The sequence below is a fragment of the Methanobrevibacter woesei genome, assembly GCF_003111605.1.
Lineage (GTDB): Archaea > Methanobacteriota > Methanobacteria > Methanobacteriales > Methanobacteriaceae > Methanocatella > Methanocatella woesei.
On the sequence record NZ_MZGU01000004.1, the window covers coordinates 605,562 to 620,876 of the forward strand.

At 29.5% G+C, this 15,315-nt stretch carries 16 protein-coding genes; 10 read left to right on the forward strand and 6 right to left on the reverse strand.

What is annotated here, in order from left to right; translation table 11 throughout:
* Position 1: 1 nt before the first annotated feature.
* Positions 2–259: a hypothetical protein gene (locus MBBWO_RS05695; RefSeq protein WP_116669911.1), complete on the forward strand. Its 258-nt coding sequence runs from the start codon at positions 2–4 to the stop codon at positions 257–259.
* A gap of 53 nt (positions 260–312) precedes the next feature.
* Here the strand turns inward: MBBWO_RS05695 and cofH are convergent, their stop codons facing one another.
* The gene (gene cofH, locus MBBWO_RS05700; RefSeq protein WP_116669912.1) at positions 313–1,455 is read right to left on the reverse strand and encodes a 5-amino-6-(D-ribitylamino)uracil--L-tyrosine 4-hydroxyphenyl transferase CofH; all 1,143 of its coding nucleotides are present in this window, start codon (positions 1,453–1,455) and stop codon (positions 313–315) included.
* Positions 1,456–1,713: 258 nt separating this feature from the next.
* Between cofH and MBBWO_RS05705 the strand changes: the two genes are divergently transcribed.
* The 5 genes from MBBWO_RS05705 (at position 1,714) to comE (ending at position 5,608) form a co-directional block, all read left to right on the forward strand.
* The gene (locus MBBWO_RS05705) at positions 1,714–2,847 is read left to right on the forward strand and encodes a S1 domain-containing protein (RefSeq protein ID WP_116669913.1); all 1,134 of its coding nucleotides are present in this window, start codon (positions 1,714–1,716) and stop codon (positions 2,845–2,847) included.
* 13 nt (positions 2,848–2,860) lie between these two features.
* Positions 2,861–3,373: a hypothetical protein gene (locus tag MBBWO_RS05710; RefSeq protein WP_116669914.1), complete on the forward strand. Its 513-nt coding sequence runs from the start codon at positions 2,861–2,863 to the stop codon at positions 3,371–3,373.
* Between the two features lie 77 nt (positions 3,374–3,450).
* Complete coding sequence (locus tag MBBWO_RS05715) at positions 3,451–4,446, forward strand: hypothetical protein (protein WP_116669915.1); 996 nt, start codon at positions 3,451–3,453, stop codon at positions 4,444–4,446.
* A 123-nt stretch (positions 4,447–4,569) separates the two neighbouring features.
* Positions 4,570–5,061 (forward strand): sulfopyruvate decarboxylase subunit alpha, encoded by a 492-nt coding sequence (gene comD, locus MBBWO_RS05720; protein WP_116669916.1) that lies wholly within the window; start codon positions 4,570–4,572, stop codon positions 5,059–5,061.
* 4 nt (positions 5,062–5,065) lie between these two features.
* Positions 5,066–5,608 (forward strand): sulfopyruvate decarboxylase subunit beta, encoded by a 543-nt coding sequence (gene comE / locus MBBWO_RS05725; RefSeq protein WP_116669917.1) that lies wholly within the window; start codon positions 5,066–5,068, stop codon positions 5,606–5,608.
* 17 nt (positions 5,609–5,625) lie between these two features.
* Here the strand turns inward: comE and hdrA are convergent, their stop codons facing one another.
* The 5 genes from hdrA to comA are packed head-to-tail and all read right to left on the reverse strand — an operon-like array spanning position 5,626 to position 11,503.
* Positions 5,626–7,932, reverse strand: a complete 2,307-nt coding sequence (gene hdrA, locus MBBWO_RS05730) for a ferredoxin:CoB-CoM heterodisulfide reductase subunit HdrA (RefSeq protein ID WP_116669918.1) — start codon at positions 7,930–7,932, stop codon at positions 5,626–5,628.
* A complete protein-coding gene (gene hdrB / locus MBBWO_RS05735; RefSeq protein ID WP_116670036.1) occupies positions 7,929–8,873 on the reverse strand; it encodes a ferredoxin:CoB-CoM heterodisulfide reductase subunit HdrB in 945 nt (314 codons plus the stop codon). The genes hdrA and hdrB overlap by 4 nt, the downstream gene beginning before the upstream one ends.
* Complete coding sequence (gene hdrC / locus MBBWO_RS05740; RefSeq protein ID WP_116669919.1) at positions 8,873–9,463, reverse strand: ferredoxin:CoB-CoM heterodisulfide reductase subunit HdrC; 591 nt, start codon at positions 9,461–9,463, stop codon at positions 8,873–8,875. Before hdrC ends, hdrB begins: the two co-directional genes overlap by 1 nt.
* A 3-nt stretch (positions 9,464–9,466) precedes the next feature.
* Positions 9,467–10,714, reverse strand: coding sequence for a methanogenesis marker 16 metalloprotein (locus tag MBBWO_RS05745; RefSeq protein ID WP_116669920.1), 1,248 nt, complete (start codon positions 10,712–10,714; stop codon positions 9,467–9,469).
* A gap of 18 nt (positions 10,715–10,732) precedes the next feature.
* Entirely contained in the window at positions 10,733–11,503 is a 771-nt protein-coding gene (comA, locus tag MBBWO_RS05750; protein WP_116669921.1) for a phosphosulfolactate synthase, read from the reverse strand.
* A gap of 177 nt (positions 11,504–11,680) precedes the next feature.
* On the opposite strand from comA, the gene MBBWO_RS05755 reads away from it, so the two are divergent.
* The 4 genes from MBBWO_RS05755 (at position 11,681) to MBBWO_RS05770 (ending at position 15,272) form a co-directional block, all read left to right on the forward strand.
* The gene (locus MBBWO_RS05755) at positions 11,681–13,216 is read left to right on the forward strand and encodes an MFS transporter (RefSeq protein ID WP_116669922.1); all 1,536 of its coding nucleotides are present in this window, start codon (positions 11,681–11,683) and stop codon (positions 13,214–13,216) included.
* 3 nt (positions 13,217–13,219) lie between these two features.
* Positions 13,220–13,942, forward strand: coding sequence for a UPF0280 family protein (locus tag MBBWO_RS05760; protein WP_116669923.1), 723 nt, complete (start codon positions 13,220–13,222; stop codon positions 13,940–13,942).
* Between the two features lie 9 nt (positions 13,943–13,951).
* Positions 13,952–14,737, forward strand: coding sequence for a pyrroline-5-carboxylate reductase family protein (locus MBBWO_RS05765; RefSeq protein ID WP_116669924.1), 786 nt, complete (start codon positions 13,952–13,954; stop codon positions 14,735–14,737).
* Positions 14,738–14,987: 250 nt separating this feature from the next.
* Positions 14,988–15,272: a UPF0058 family protein gene (locus MBBWO_RS05770; RefSeq protein WP_116669925.1), complete on the forward strand. Its 285-nt coding sequence runs from the start codon at positions 14,988–14,990 to the stop codon at positions 15,270–15,272.
* The last annotated feature ends 43 nt before the right edge of the window (positions 15,273–15,315 follow it).

Consider the following 15,315-nt stretch of genomic DNA (forward strand, 5'->3'; position numbering starts at 1 on the left):
CATGGAATCTGTTTTAAAGGATATTCTAAGAAAAAATGAGTTTTTTGAGGAAGTCGAAGAAAATATTTTTGTTCCTAAATATTTAGGTTTAATTGTAAATGGTGTTGTTGTTTATGATGTAAACTGGTTAGTTGTAACACCAAAAGAAGTTTTATTTATGAATCAAGGAATTAAAGAGCATCCTATTGTTTCAATAATATTGGATAATTTAAACTCTTTATTAATTATTTCAGAAGATGGAATAAAAGAAGTTATGTGAATAAATAGTTAATAGCTATTTATTCTTTCATTTAATGAATATTTTTTTTTTATTTATTTGGAAGCTACTCCAATTTTATTGTCAAATGGATAAAACTCTGTATATTTGGAGTTTCTTTCAATAGGAGTTCTACCTAAGTTTTCAACAATACTTCTTAAAGTATCAATTGAAGCATCAACACCATCTGGTGCACCTGAAGCTTCTGATAATTCATCTCCTCCAAGTGTTCCACCTAAATCATTTGCACCAGCAGTTAATGAAACCTGTGCAAATCTGAAACCCATTTTTACCCAAGATACTTGAATATTTGGAATTAAATCTCTAAGCATTAATCTGGAAACTGCATAAAGTTTTAAATCTTCAGTACCAGTAGCTCCAAGGTTTTGTTGACCTTCTAAAAAGATTGGAGAGTACTCATGCATAAAAGTCATTGGAATGAACTCTGTAAATCCTTTTGTTTCTCTTTGGATGTTACGTATAATGTCAATGTGTTCTACACGTTCTTCTAAGGTTTCTACATGTCCATACATGATTGTTGCAGAACCTGTTACTCCTACTTCTTGTGCTGTTTTTACAATATCAATCCATTCTTGTGTTGAAACCTTTTCAGGACATATAATTTCTCTAGACCTGTCAGTTAATATTTCTGCTGCAGTTCCAGGTAATGTGTCAAGACCTGCAGATTTTAATCTTCTAAATGCCTCTTCAATATCCATTCCTGAAACAATACTTGCATCTCTAATCATTGTAGGTGAAAATCCATGAATAAGAATGTTTGGAAATTCTCCTTTTAATAGCTGTAATAAGTGTTCATAATATTCAATATCTGCATCTGGAAGTACTCCTCCCATTAAACAGAACTCATGAGCTCCTCTATCTGCAGCATGTCTTGCTTTTTCAAGTATTCCTTCATCATCTAATATATATGCATCAGGGTCATCTGCATCTTTACCAAATGCACAGAATCCGCATCTAACAGTACATACATTAGTAAAATTGATGTTACAGTTATTAATAAATGTAACTTTGTCTCCAACGATTTGCTGCCTTAAATAATCTGCTGTCGCAAGTAAAGGGTACAAATCAGATCCTTTTATATTCATTAAATAATTAGCTTCTTCAACAGAAATTTCTTCATCAAGTGATTTTGTTAAAATTTTTTCTGTTTTGGAAGTAATTGGTAACTTATCAAACATGATATTTAATGAGATTGAATTAATATAAAAAGATTTCTTTTTAGTTTATTCATTTTTAGCTTATTTTTTTAATTATTTATTTAGAAATACTCCTTATCATTAGTATAACAATTTTATTATAATAATTTAAACACAAATTATATATTCTTTGGATTATATAATATTAATATATAGTATCATATTCTTTGAAAATTAATTTTTTCTAGAATAATTTTAAAATTGGTTGAACTTCATTTCATACAGAATAGGTGTGTATAAATGGAAGAAGATATTAAAACTCAATTAAAAAAAGCAAAAGCTATTTATCAAAAGAAAAAGCATGATGAAGCTGAAAAAATTTATAAAGCTGCTTATGATGAAGATCCAGAGGCATTTACTATTTGGGATAGGAGATTTTATGCCTGGGCTTTATATCATTTGCATATTAAAAATCCATCATCTGAAGAGGAATTAGTAAAATCCTGTGAATTGATTTCTGAACTTTTAATTCAGGAAGATACAAATAAGGTTAAAGTTTGTGCATACACTACTTCAATGCTTAAAATCATTAACTATTTTAAGGACAATGCTTATGAATGTCTAAAATGGTTAGATATGCTTAATCCAAAGTTGTTAAATTCAAATCCAAAGTCTATGAACAGGAATGGTAGAATATCTAAATTTTATTCAGATAAAGAAAAGTGGTACAGTCTTAAAACAAAACATCTCTTAGATATGGGAGAATATGAGGAAACCATTAAATTTGCAGATGAAGCATTAAATGAACTTGATGAATTTGTAAATAATAGTGACATATGGTTTAAATGGAGAATAGCTATTGCAAACAAAGAATTAGACAATTATGATGTAGCATTAAAATACTTGGAGGATATTATAAATTCTAAGAATGATTGGTTTATCTTTAAAGAACTGGCTGAGATTTATTCTCTTACTGAGGATTATGATTCTGCTCTTAAGTATGCAATGGATGCAGCATTGGCTAAAGGTGATATTAAATATAAAATTAATCTTTATAGGCTGCTTGATGAAATTTTTATAGCTAAAGATATGGATGAAGATTCAGACAAGATTGTTAAATTAATAGAAGCTATTGAAGATGATGAAAATTTTGTTGAAATAGAGAAAGAACTAAAAGAAAGATGGGTTGAGATTAAATTTAATAATCAGCAAAGAAGCTATGGGACAATATCAAATATTTTAGGCCATGGAAAGGCAGGTTTTATTAAGGCCGATGATGGTGAAAGTTACTACTTTAGCATTTATGAGATTCAAGGAGATAAATCCAAAGTAAAAGAAGGAGACTATGTGTCCTTTTTCCTTGAAGAAAGCTTTGATAAAAAGAAAAATAAGAAAACATTGAATGCAGTTAATATTAATATAGTTGATTTCTAGAAGGTGTTTTATTATGAATCATGATAGTAAATGGGCTAATATACAGACTGAAGATCCACAATTTTATGAAACTATTTTAGAAGAAATTAATAAAGATGCAAAAATCTATGCAGAAGAAGTAGTAAAATTAAGGGAATTGATGGATTTAGAAGAAATGGAGGAATTAGAACAATTAAAAGAACTTTGGGAATTGGAAAATCCATATGAGCAAGATATTCTTGAATTATTGGGTCCTGAAAGTATTGATGAATTAGATTACCTATTTGAACATGATTTTGAGGATTATGAAGATTATGATCCATTCATATTTGAAAGGGGTAATATGAGTGAATTCTTTGATGAATTAGAATTCTATGAAGAACAATCTGAATATTATATTCGTAAGAAGGATATGAAATATAACTATGAAGCTGCGGAAAAAGAAAAACTGAAAGATGATTCCATTGATGGTGTTGAAAGCTGCTTTGAAAGGGGATACAATTTAAGTGATGAAGAATGTGGCTGGTTCCATGAAAAACAGTATTAATTTTTTTAAAATTGAATGATAAAGTTACTATTTTCGCCTGTTCCTATTAATATACTCAATAATTTTGGTGTTTAATTATGAAAAAAGAAGATAAAGATGAATTCAATAATAATGAAGAGGATATGGATAGTATAATAGAAAAACTGTTAGATGATTTTGAAGTAGATACTGATACTAATCCCACTGAATTTGATAAAGATTCCTTTGTATATGAATATAATATGTATATAGAAAGATTACATAACTTAAAAGATTTAAATCATGAAATAAAAATGATAAATAAGTTAAGAAAGATGACTAGTGTCACAGAATCTGAATTAAATGATTATAAATCTAGTTTAGAGGCAAGTTACCTATTTTGTATTAAGAAAACTAATCATTTAAATGAATATGATGTAAATTTGTTTAAAAATAGTGTTGTATTCATGGATATGGATTATTTATATTTTAAAATTAGAAAAAGTGCAATTGAAGGTGAATTAGAAGATTATGAAAAGTATGTAACTGATAATTATGGCGTTAACTCTTTAATTGTTGAAAAATTAGGTTTTGTTTACCTTAAAATAAGGACAGATAATTTCAAAACCCATATTATTGATAGTTATGGTTACGATAAATTATGTGATGTCTATGGAAAAGAGCTTGTTGATGAAGAACCTTCTGGAATTTTCCTTGTAGTTCTAGATAGCTTTGAAAGAATAATATTCTCTTCCTTTAATTCTGATGAAAGTTTGTATGATATTTTTGGAAAGGATTTAATTTTATTTAGTCCAGATGTAAATGGATATTATTTTGAATATATTGAGGGAATCATTTCAAGAGAGGAAGTAAATTCAATTAAAGAGAATTATAACTCTTTTCATGATATAAATAAAATTGTTAGCAAATATTCTGAGAATATTTATACTGATTATAAACGTTTGCATAAAGATTTTCATGATGTATGGCCAGATGACTGTGAAGATAAAGCAAGGGATAATGAAGATTCCATTGATGGTGTTGAAAGCTGCTTTGAAAGAGGATACAATTTAAGTGATGATGAGTTAGGCTGGTTCCATGAAAGGAAAGACTAATTTTTTTTATAAATAGGAATTAAAATAAATCCTATTTTTTCTTATTTTTTATAGCTATCCATAACTTTTTAATTATAGTAATCAAATAATAGACTATTAAAAAAAAGATTGTGAAGGAGTTATATGGATAGTAGTGAAGCAATTTATAAAGGTTTAAAGGAAGCTGGAATTGACTTTGTTGTTAGTGTTCCTTGTGTAAATCTATCAAAACTTCTTAATTTGCTTGATGAAGATGATGAAATTAAACATCTTCCAGTTACAAGGGAAGAAGAAGGTATTGGAATCTGTGCAGGAGCATATATGGGTGGTCTTAAGACAGCTATTTTAATGCAGAATTCAGGGCTTGGAAATTCAATCAATGCTTTAAAGTCATTAACAGAACTATATCATTTTCCATTAGTAATGATTATGAGTCATAGAGGAACTGAAGGCGAATCCATCTGTGGACAAGTTCCTATGGGTGAAGCAACTCCCCGTTTGCTTGATGCAATGGATTTTACCTATTCAAAACCTGATTCTCCAGATGAAGCTTATGAACAAGTTAAAGAATCATGGAATAATTCTTTAAAAGAAGGAAAACCTGTTTCTATTTTATTGGAGATTAGCTATTGGTGATATTATGATTAGAAGGGATGCAATTGAAAATATAATGGAATATATTGATGATGAAATTGTTGTTTGCAATATTGGTTTTCCATCAAAAGAGTTGTATGATGTTAAAGATAGGGATGAAAACTTTTATATGATTGGTTCTATGGGTCTTGTTTCATCAATAGCTCTTGGTCTTGCAATAGCTAAAAAAGATAAAGAGGTTGTTGTTATTGATGGTGATGGTGCCTTTTTAATGAATCTTAATTCTATTATCACTACTTTTGTAGAAAAACCAGATAATTTAACTTGGATTGTTATTGATAATGGAGCATATGGATCCACTGGAAATCAGGAAACTTATGCTAATGATATAGATCTTTTAAAAATAGCTAAATCTGTAGGCTTTGAAGATGCTTATGAATTTGAGAATATTGATTTAAAAGAAGTAATTAGCAATAAAAAATGTAGTTTTATTAGATATTCTGTTGAACCAGGAAATTCACCGGCTCCTGTTATTCCATTATCTCCAGAAGAAATTAAAGAGAGATTTATGGAAGCTATTTCAAAATAAGTAAAAAATGAATCCGATTATTCAGATTCATTTAACATTTTAATTTTTTTATCAAAATCAGTTAATTTTTTAGCTAGTCCTGTGAAGTATGGGATATATACTTTTGAGAATGCTAATCTTTCTGGATTTTGATTACTTTCAGCAATTCTGTTTTTTACCCTTTCAATTTTACGTTCAACCTCTTCGTACATTAAATCTCCAGGGAATTCACCAATGAATACTCCATCAGCACCATTTTCAAGTGCATATCTAATGTGGCGAGGTCTTACACGATTTACTGATAATACTTTTATGATATGAATTGATTCTGGATAGGAGAGTCTATTGACTCCAATATTGTCTGCTGCTGTGTATCCAATATTATCTAAAAATACTAGGATTAAACGTTCACCTGGTTCTTTTTTAGTTAATATTCCATCAATAGTTGCAAATATTTTTTCATCTATGTTACCGTTAACGGTAATAGCTGCATTTTTACATGCTGTTAGACATTTTCCACAACCAGTACAACTCATAGGGTCAATGTTAAGTTTATCATCGCTTATGCTTAGTGATTTAAATTTACAGAGTTTTATACAGTTTCCACATAGTTGACATTTTTCTTCATCAATTTCTGCAATAAATGGTTCAATTTCAATTCCACCATAATTGTATTCAGCTACTTTAGATGCAGCTGCTGTTGCTTGCATAATTGATTCAGTAATATCTTTTGGGTCTTGTGCTGTTCCACAAACAAAGGTTCCTTGAAGGTCTGTTGTAACAGGTTTAATTTTAGGATGTGATTCTTTAATAAAGGAATCTTCAGTTGTTCCAACATTTAAGATTTTAGCTATTTCTTTAGTACCTTCAGATGGTTCCATTGCAGTTGATAGAACTACCATATCTGCTTCAATCTCAGAGAATTCTCTTTTAAGTGTATCTTCAACCCTCACTACAAAATTTTCTCCTTTTTTAACAACTTCTCCAGGTCTTCCACGTATAAATCTAACTCCACTAGCTTGAGAGTGTTTATAGTATTTTTCATACATTCCTGGAGTTCTGATGTCTGTGTAACAGATTACAATATCGGTATCTGGGTATTTATGTTTTATAATGTTAGCATTTTTTAAAGCTACCATACAGCATACTTTAGAACAGTACTTATGACCATCTGGTTTTTCATCTCTTGAACCGACACATTGTATCATTACAACACGTTTAGGGACTTCGCCATTGGATTTAAGTAATTTTCCTTTAGTTGGTCCATTTACACCAGTAATACGCCCTAATTCACTTTGTGTAATTACATCATCATATCTTGAGTAACCATATTCTGGTCTTAAATTAGGATCAAATAGTTGATGGCCAGTTGCTAAAATAACAGAACCTACACTTATTGGAATCTTTTCGGGTTTACGTCTAAGTTTAATAGCTCTCATTGGGCATACTCTTACACAGTCTCCACATTTATCACAGTTTTCAATGTCTACAATATATGCTTCTGGATAAGATTGTCCAAATGGTCTGTAAATAGCTTTTCTATTGGATAAATTATCATTCCAATCATCAGGAACTTCAACAGAACAAGCTTCAGCACATTTACCACATGCAATACATTTTTCTTCATCAACATATCTTGGAGATTGTTCTACAATAAGATTATAGGTTCCTGCTCTTCTTTCAGCCTCAACAACTTTTGCACAGGTCATAACCTCAATATTTTCATTCCAAACAACTTCATTAAGAATTGGGTTAAGTAGACACATTCCACATTCTTCAGCTATTTTTACAGGAGAAAATACTTTACCTATTTTAGCCATATGTCCTCCAATAGAAGGGCTTTGTTCAATAAGAGTTACTTTAGTTCCTTGTTTAGCTAAGGAAAGTGCTGCATTCATTCCAGCTATTCCACCACCAATAACTGCAACTTCATCAGGAGTTTGGCAATAAATAGGATTTACTTCATCAGATTGTTTTACTTTTTCTATTGAAGCATTAATTAAAGAAATAGCTTTTTTGGTTGCTTTTTCTTTATCATCATGTACCCAGGAGCACTGTTCACGTATATTTGCCATATCCATAAGATAAGGATTTAAAGGTTTTACATAGTCCTGGAATGTTTTTTCATGACTTATAGGTGAACAAGCAGCAACAACAACACGGTCTAAGTCATGTTCAAAGATAGCGTCACGAATTATTTTTCTTCCATTTAATGAGCATAAGTTTTCAAATTGTTCAACTACTTCAACATCTAAGGAGGATTTAACTTTTTCAATATCTACAGTATCAGAAATGTTTCCCCCACATTCGCAGATAAATAAACCTACTTTTAAATTGTCTCTCATTGTTCAACCTCCTTTAAATCTTTAAGTACTGAATCAAGAGGAACAGTATGTGCTTTTGATCCAACAACTTTTTCTAAGTCTCCTCCCATAGCTAATGCAATAAATTGGGCAATATTGAGATGTATCATGTTAAATTTTCTACCGCATTGTTCTGATATAAGATTTTGATACCTGTCAAATTGTACATGACAGTTAGGGCATAAATGAACTAGAATCTCAACATTTTCATCTTCTAGGGAGTTTAATTTATCTTCAGTAACTGTCATTGATAATTCTTTATTGGAATATCTTTGTCTAAATCCAGATCCGCAGGTTGTACGTTTATGATCGTAAAAACCAACAGTTTCACATCCACATGCTTCTACTAATTCATCCAAAATCTGTGGATTTCTAACTCCTCCAATTGTATCATCATAATGAACTTTACAGTAATGACATCCATGATGAGTAGCTATTTTAAAGTTGCTTAAATCATATTTTATTAAATCAGGAATCTCATCTTTCTTTGAATATAAAATGTCCACTACATGAAACATATTTTCTGTTGAATCGAAGCTATTTTTTTCATATTTTAAATGACTTAAGTTAGAATCATCAAAAACTTTATTAACATCTTCTCTCACATTATCTTTCTTATTTAAGATATTAACTACTTTTTTATTAATAGCATAACATGTAGCACACATCATAACTAAATTAGGTCTTTTTAATTCTTTAGCTACACTTAAATTACGTGCTCCAATAGCTGTTGTTGTGAACTGGTCAAAAATATCTGAATAATGTCCAAGACCAGTACAGCAGGTCTGTTTATCAGAGATAAGATAATCTATGTTAAGTTTATCAAAGACATATTTAGTGGATGATTCAATTCCAGGATACTCTACACTTACAAGACAACTTTTAAAAAGAAGTATGTCTTTATTTGGAATTTCTTTCATTATTAACACTCTTTTGATTCTCTAATTTTTTCTATTCTTTCTTTAAAACCAGTATTATCTAGTATTACACTAACTTCTTCAATTACTTCTCTAGGAGGTGAAACAGGACCAAGTCCAAGTTCTTCTCTTATTTCATCAAGATGTAATCTAAAATCCCACCATCCATCAACATCTTCACTTATTTCAGGATAAAATGTAGATGGGATTGCACCAATTGCCTCTGAATAATAGCTGTCTGCAAAGCCTAGATAGTCATAGACTTTATCATAAGCTTTTCCTTCAGATATTGCAAGTTGCTTTAATATTTGATTTACTTCTGAAACACTATTTCCAACAGGGCAGATGCTGTGGCATGTATAACAGTAGAAGCAATTCCAAATATCATCTTCTTCTATTACAGTTTTATCTCCTTCAAGTACTCTTTCAATAATATCACGTGGATTATAATGGGAATGACGTGCTGCTGGGCATGTTGAAGTACACATTCCACATTGAACACATTTTAAAACCCCTTCATCTTTGGATGATTTTATATCATTGATGATAGTTTCAGCAAAATCAAGAGGTTCATCATCTATTCTTTGTGTATTCATTGTTTACACCTTGAATTCTTCTTTAATAATCATCTTTTTAAGCTTAGTTGAAAGTTTATTTGCTCTTAAAATATCTGATTGCCTACATATTATAGGTATTTCTTCAGTTTTTCCATTTATTTCTAATTCAACAGAACCAGTATCCATCTCAAAGCTATTGTTTCTACAGTAGTGAACACATATTCCACAACCAAAACAACGTGTCAAATCAAGTCTTTCATTTGCAAAAGCATTTGTAGGACATATTTTTTCAATAATACAGTCACTGCAGTTTTTACATTTTTCTCTATCATATTTTGGTCTTGATTGATGATTATCCCACAGTGCACCATAGTCTGTTTCACATAATGGCATATGACGGCCTTTAATATCTGAAACAGTTAATGGAATTTCATCATTTTTAATTAATAAGTTGTTATATATTTCTTCATTTAGTACTGGAATTGGGATAGCTACTGTATCAAAGACTTCAGCTCCTTGACCTGTTTTAAATCCTCCAAGATATCCAGGTTCCATATTTTTAATGTCAGCTGTAAGCATTAAATTAGGTTTTTCAGGAGAACTTCTGGTTCCATCTCCAATAACTAAACCTTTAGCTCCATTTAATAAGATACTTCTTCCTTCTTTAATAACATTATGAACAGGGTCATTCTGTAATGGGTTTAAATCTCCACATCCTGAAAATGTTAATCCAGATAAATTACCTTCAAGTGGAATGGCTGAGAATATTGAAGAAACTTCTTCTTTTGACGGATTTGTAAAAGCAGTGTAATTTTTAAATGCCATACGTGTTCCAAAGATTTGTGCTCTTCCCATTTCATCAAGATTTGTGGTTGATTCAATTATCTCTCCATTTAAGGTTTCAACTTTAATATCAATATCTTTTCCATCAATAAGATCTTTTAAAAGGAATCCACCACCATAATCTGGATTTTCAGGTGATTTGCTTGTTCCATGTAATATTAAATCAACAGATCCTAGCCATTCATTTGGGCATGGACCTACATTTCCAGGAACTCCATTAAGATAAATGTTTTTAGCTCTGATAAATCTTCCAGGTTCTGCAGCTATTAAATTAAATACTGCAGCAGTACCACTCATTACTCCACAGGTCCCTGTTGTAACAACATCAACTTCATCAAAACTTGGAGCATCATCATCTTTTACTAGCTGTTTAAATTCTTCAGCAGTAAAGATATTGGCATCTCCACTTTCTATTTTTTTATTAATCTCTTCAATACTTCTCAATATTAACCCTTCTATTGAATTTTAGATTTTACCAAAAGTATCTCCTCTTAATCCTCTTCTAAGAGTTTCAAGAGAAGTAATTTCATCACTGGAAATGTTTCCTAAGTTAACATCATTTCCTAATTTTAAAATGAAGAATACTTGTTGATCTTTGTTAGGTGCTTCCCATAATATTTTATTGGAATCAAAATTATCAAGGATATAATCAATTTCTGATTCTTTAGCATTTCCTTTGCTGTCATAAATTCCAATATTTTTTCCACCTTCTCTTGCTTCCACAATAACTAAAGATGAACCTGCTTTGTATTCTTCTTTCATAAATTCTACTCTTTCAGCTACTGTAATTTCTTTATCTAAATCAGGATTTTTTTTACCAACTTCAGATAAAACCTCAAATCCTTCTTTTTTAGCTTCTCTAATGTATTCTAATTTTTCATCATGTGGAATATGTGAAGATCCATCTGAAACTTCAATAGCTGTAAATCCTAAATCATGAGCTTCTTGGTAAAATTCATCTAATTTATTTTGATAACAAGCTAATTCAAATAAAGTACCTCCAGTATAAGGAGTAATGTCATAAGATTGATACATTTCAACTTTACTTCTGATGATATCTTGTTCATGAACAATAGAGGTTCCCCATCCGAATTTTAAGTAATCGACGTATTCTCCAGATATTTTCATTAAACTTTCTGCAGTTTCAAGTCCTAAACCTTTATCAAGAACCATAGTAAGTCCTTTGGTTCTTGGTTTATTCTCTCTTTCTTTTGATAAAAAACTGAATGATTTCAAGATAATCACACTTTTATAACTTATTTTTTGTAATTTTATATATGTAAACTATTTAATTTTTTATTAATTAATAAATATTGGTATTTAAATATATTAGGTTTTTTCTCATGTTCTTCTTATAGTACTATATAATATATACCTGAATAAATAAAAGATAATTTATATGAGGTATAAATTATGGAAGTAAATGAAAATCATTCAAAATCGTGGTTTCCACTTATTATAATTGCATGTGCATCATTTATTATAGCTCTTGATTCAACTTTTATGAATGTAGCTATTTCTACATTAGTTCAAGATTTAAATACTTCTTTATCAACTATCCAAGCTATAATTACTTTTTATACATTAATCACGGCTTCTTTAATGCTTGTAGGAGCTAAATTACAGGATATTTTTGGTAAAAAGAAAATTTTTATGATTGGTGCATTTTTATTTGGATGCGGTACTCTAATAGCTTCTTTAAGTAATTCAGCAGGTACCTTATTTATTGGCTGGTCATTACTTGAAGGAGTTGGGGGAGCTTTTATGACTCCTGCTACTATCTCACTTGTTAGTGGTACTTATAAAGGAAAAGATAGAACTTTAGCATTAGCTGTTGTTAGTGCAATGGCAGGTATTGCTGCAGCTATTGGTCCTTTATTTGGTGGTGTTTTAACAACCTATGCAAGTTGGAGAGTAGGATTTTTAGTTGAATTATTAATTGTTATTTTTGTTTTAGTATTTAGAGGAAAAATACAGGAATTAGAAACTACATTATCTAAATCTGATTTTGATATTTATGGTTCTATTTTATTTATTATAACTTTAGTGGCATTTATTTTAGGAATTTTATCATTACATATGTTTAATTTACATTTAACAGGTTTTATTCTTGTTTTATCATTAGTTTTCTTGATATTATTTGTATTATATGAAAATAGGCGTACTAAAAAAGGAAAAGAACCTCTATTGAAATTAGATTTATTTAAAAATAGAACTTTGGATATCTCTTTTGTTGTAAGACTTTTAGCAGCACTTGCTTTAGCAGGAACAATATTTGCTGTTTCTATATTCTTGCAGACAATCTTAAAAACTGATCCATTTACTACCGGTTTAGCATTAATGCCATTAACTGTAGGATTATTATTGTTTTCAATGGTAACACCAAGATTGGCTAGTAAATTCTCCCATAAAACAGTTATTATGATTGGACTTATCTTAGCCATTATCGGTTCAATTTTACTTAGAGGACAATTTGGATTAAGTGTTGGAATATGGGATATCAGTCCAGGAATGTTTTTAGTAGGTGCAGGTGTTGGTTTTGTATTTGCACTTGGAACTGATATTGCATTAAATGGTGTTGAAAGTAAAGATGAATCCTCTGCTTCTGGATTGATTACTACTGGAAATATGTTGGGTTCTTCAATGGGTACTGCGATTATCGGTGTTTTAATTATTGTTGGAGCTGCCTATGGCTTTTATGAAGGAGTTGGATTATATACTGATTATAATATAACTCAGGATGAAGTTCTTGATGACTTCAATATTTATATTGAACACATGAATGATGTTGAAATAAATCAATTGCAGGGTGTTTCCTCAGCATCTGCAGAAATTGCAAATCAAATTCTTTATGATGCAATGAAACTTGCCTTTGATTTAATCACGGTGCTATTTGTCATTTGTTTGATAATTTCTCCATTTTCTAAAAAATATGAAAATAAGGATTAAACAATGTATAGTGAAAATATTGATATTGATGAAACACATATAAGGCTTAAAACCGATTTAAAACTCCACTGTTTAAGCTCTTATATTTTTAAAATCAGATCTGAACTTAAAAGTTATATTAAATTCAATAAGAATTTTCTCATTACTTTTGATAAGATTAAAGTTGAAAATTTAGAGAGTTTACCTGAAATTGTCCAGATGATGGTCAGGTCATCTAATCTGTCAGATGTTGGCCCTATGGCTACAGTTGCTGGAACAATTTCTCAACTGTCCCTTAATTACTTGATTTCTAAAGGTTCTAAAAATTCTATAGTTGAAAATGGTGGAGATATAGCTATTATTAACAATAGAAAAATTGTTTGTGGCATATACAGTAATAATAAAGTTATTGGAAATGAAATAGCTTTTCGTTTAAAACCAAATAAGTTTCCTTTAGGTATTTGTACTTCTTCTGGTAGGATAGGTCATTCTATTAGCTTTGGTGATGCAGATTCTGTAACTGTCATTGCTGATTCTTCATCACTGGCTGATGGGCTTGCAACAAGATTGGCTAATGAAGTCAAAGGCGAAAATTCTCAGGATGCAATTTCAAATGCTTTAGAAATAGCAGAAAATTATAAAGAACTTTTTAAAGGAGTATTGATTATCTCAGGGGATAATATTGGAACTATTGGAAAGTTACCTAAACTTGTTAAAACTAAAAAATTTGAATTAGACTATATTTAGGTGAATTATATGAATATTGGAATTATAGGATATGGAAATATTGGAGAGCTTCTTACCTTAAATATTTTAAATTTAAATGAGGATTATAAATTATTTATTTCAAATAAAACACATTCAAAAATTGATAAATTTGAAAATAATGATGATGTAGTTATTTGCAGTTCTAATAAGGAAGTGGCATTGAATTGTGATAAAATAATAATTGCTGTTAAAAGTCCTCAGTTGATAGATGTTATTGCTGAAATTAATCCCTATTTAAAGGAAAAAGCTTTCATTATTCATACCTGTGCTGGAATTGGCTTTGATGAGATTTCTAAAGTATATGATAAGCCAGTAACTTGTGTTATTCCATCAATTGCATCCTCTATTTGTGAAAATAAAGATAAAAAAGGAGTTTCACTTATTTATAATAATGCAAATTTAGCTAGTGAGAATAAAACTTTTGTAAAAGATTTATTTTCTAAATTTAGCATTGTTAAGGAAGTTAAAAATCAAAAAGAGTTGGAATTATTTACAGTTATAACTAGCTGTATGCCTGCTTTTGTTGCATTAAATATTAAATCATTTGTAGATTTTATGGCTCTTAATTATGATTTAAACAAAAATGAATTATTTGATTTATTATCTGAAACTGTAACTAGTTCATCTAATTTATTAAGCTCTAATATATTCACAGCTGATGAATTGATGGGTAAAGTAGCTACAAAAAAAGGCATAACTCAAAAAGGTTTGGATTTACTTGATGATGAACTTCCTGAAATTTATGAAAATCTGCTGAATACACTGTTAAAATGAGCAATTTTTTCTCTTTTTATATTTCTTATTTAACCATATTGGGAAAAAATAACTATTTAATTAAGGATTGCTTTGATTAAAATTCTTTAATATAAAATAAATTTTCCATTATTAAACAGTTATGCATGTTTAATATAAGGTTTCCTATTTGATTTTGCATTAATATTTAAATATCATAATGAAAAAATAATATTTATATAATTAATTTTGTTAAGATTGGATAGACTATGTATATATAGGTTAGATTATTATGTATAAAGACGAAATGATTCAATTACATCAATTTTTAGTTTATGTTTTAAAATACTTGGCAGAAAATGATCAAATTAAAAATGACTGTTCAGAATATATATCACTTAATATTAGCCCCCATCATATCCATAAAACAAAAGCAGAACATAAACATGCAATTTTTGTGCTCTGTAAAATCATTGCTCAATTGATTGCTGATAAGGATTCAAATTCAATTCCTACAAATGTTTGCAATTCTTTAGCAGATTTAGTAACAAGATCTGAGAAAGAACTTAAAGCATAATCTTATTTTTTTCTTTTTTATTATATTATGAACTTAAATGGTG

Coding starts and splice junctions, on each gene's coding strand:
- MBBWO_RS05695 (WP_116669911.1), top strand. CDS start 2: ATGGAATCTGTTTTAAAGGATATTCTAAGAAAAAATGAGTTTTTTGAG.
- cofH (WP_116669912.1), bottom strand. CDS start 1,455: ATGTTTGATAAGTTACCAATTACTTCCAAAACAGAAAAAATTTTAACA.
- MBBWO_RS05705 (WP_116669913.1), top strand. CDS start 1,714: ATGGAAGAAGATATTAAAACTCAATTAAAAAAAGCAAAAGCTATTTAT.
- MBBWO_RS05710 (WP_116669914.1), top strand. CDS start 2,861: ATGAATCATGATAGTAAATGGGCTAATATACAGACTGAAGATCCACAA.
- MBBWO_RS05715 (WP_116669915.1), top strand. CDS start 3,451: ATGAAAAAAGAAGATAAAGATGAATTCAATAATAATGAAGAGGATATG.
- comD (WP_116669916.1), top strand. CDS start 4,570: ATGGATAGTAGTGAAGCAATTTATAAAGGTTTAAAGGAAGCTGGAATT.
- comE (WP_116669917.1), top strand. CDS start 5,066: ATGATTAGAAGGGATGCAATTGAAAATATAATGGAATATATTGATGAT.
- hdrA (WP_116669918.1), bottom strand. CDS start 7,932: ATGAGAGACAATTTAAAAGTAGGTTTATTTATCTGCGAATGTGGGGGA.
- hdrC (WP_116669919.1), bottom strand. CDS start 9,463: ATGAATACACAAAGAATAGATGATGAACCTCTTGATTTTGCTGAAACT.
- MBBWO_RS05755 (WP_116669922.1), top strand. CDS start 11,681: ATGGAAGTAAATGAAAATCATTCAAAATCGTGGTTTCCACTTATTATA.
- MBBWO_RS05760 (WP_116669923.1), top strand. CDS start 13,220: ATGTATAGTGAAAATATTGATATTGATGAAACACATATAAGGCTTAAA.
- MBBWO_RS05765 (WP_116669924.1), top strand. CDS start 13,952: ATGAATATTGGAATTATAGGATATGGAAATATTGGAGAGCTTCTTACC.
- MBBWO_RS05770 (WP_116669925.1), top strand. CDS start 14,988: ATGTATAAAGACGAAATGATTCAATTACATCAATTTTTAGTTTATGTT.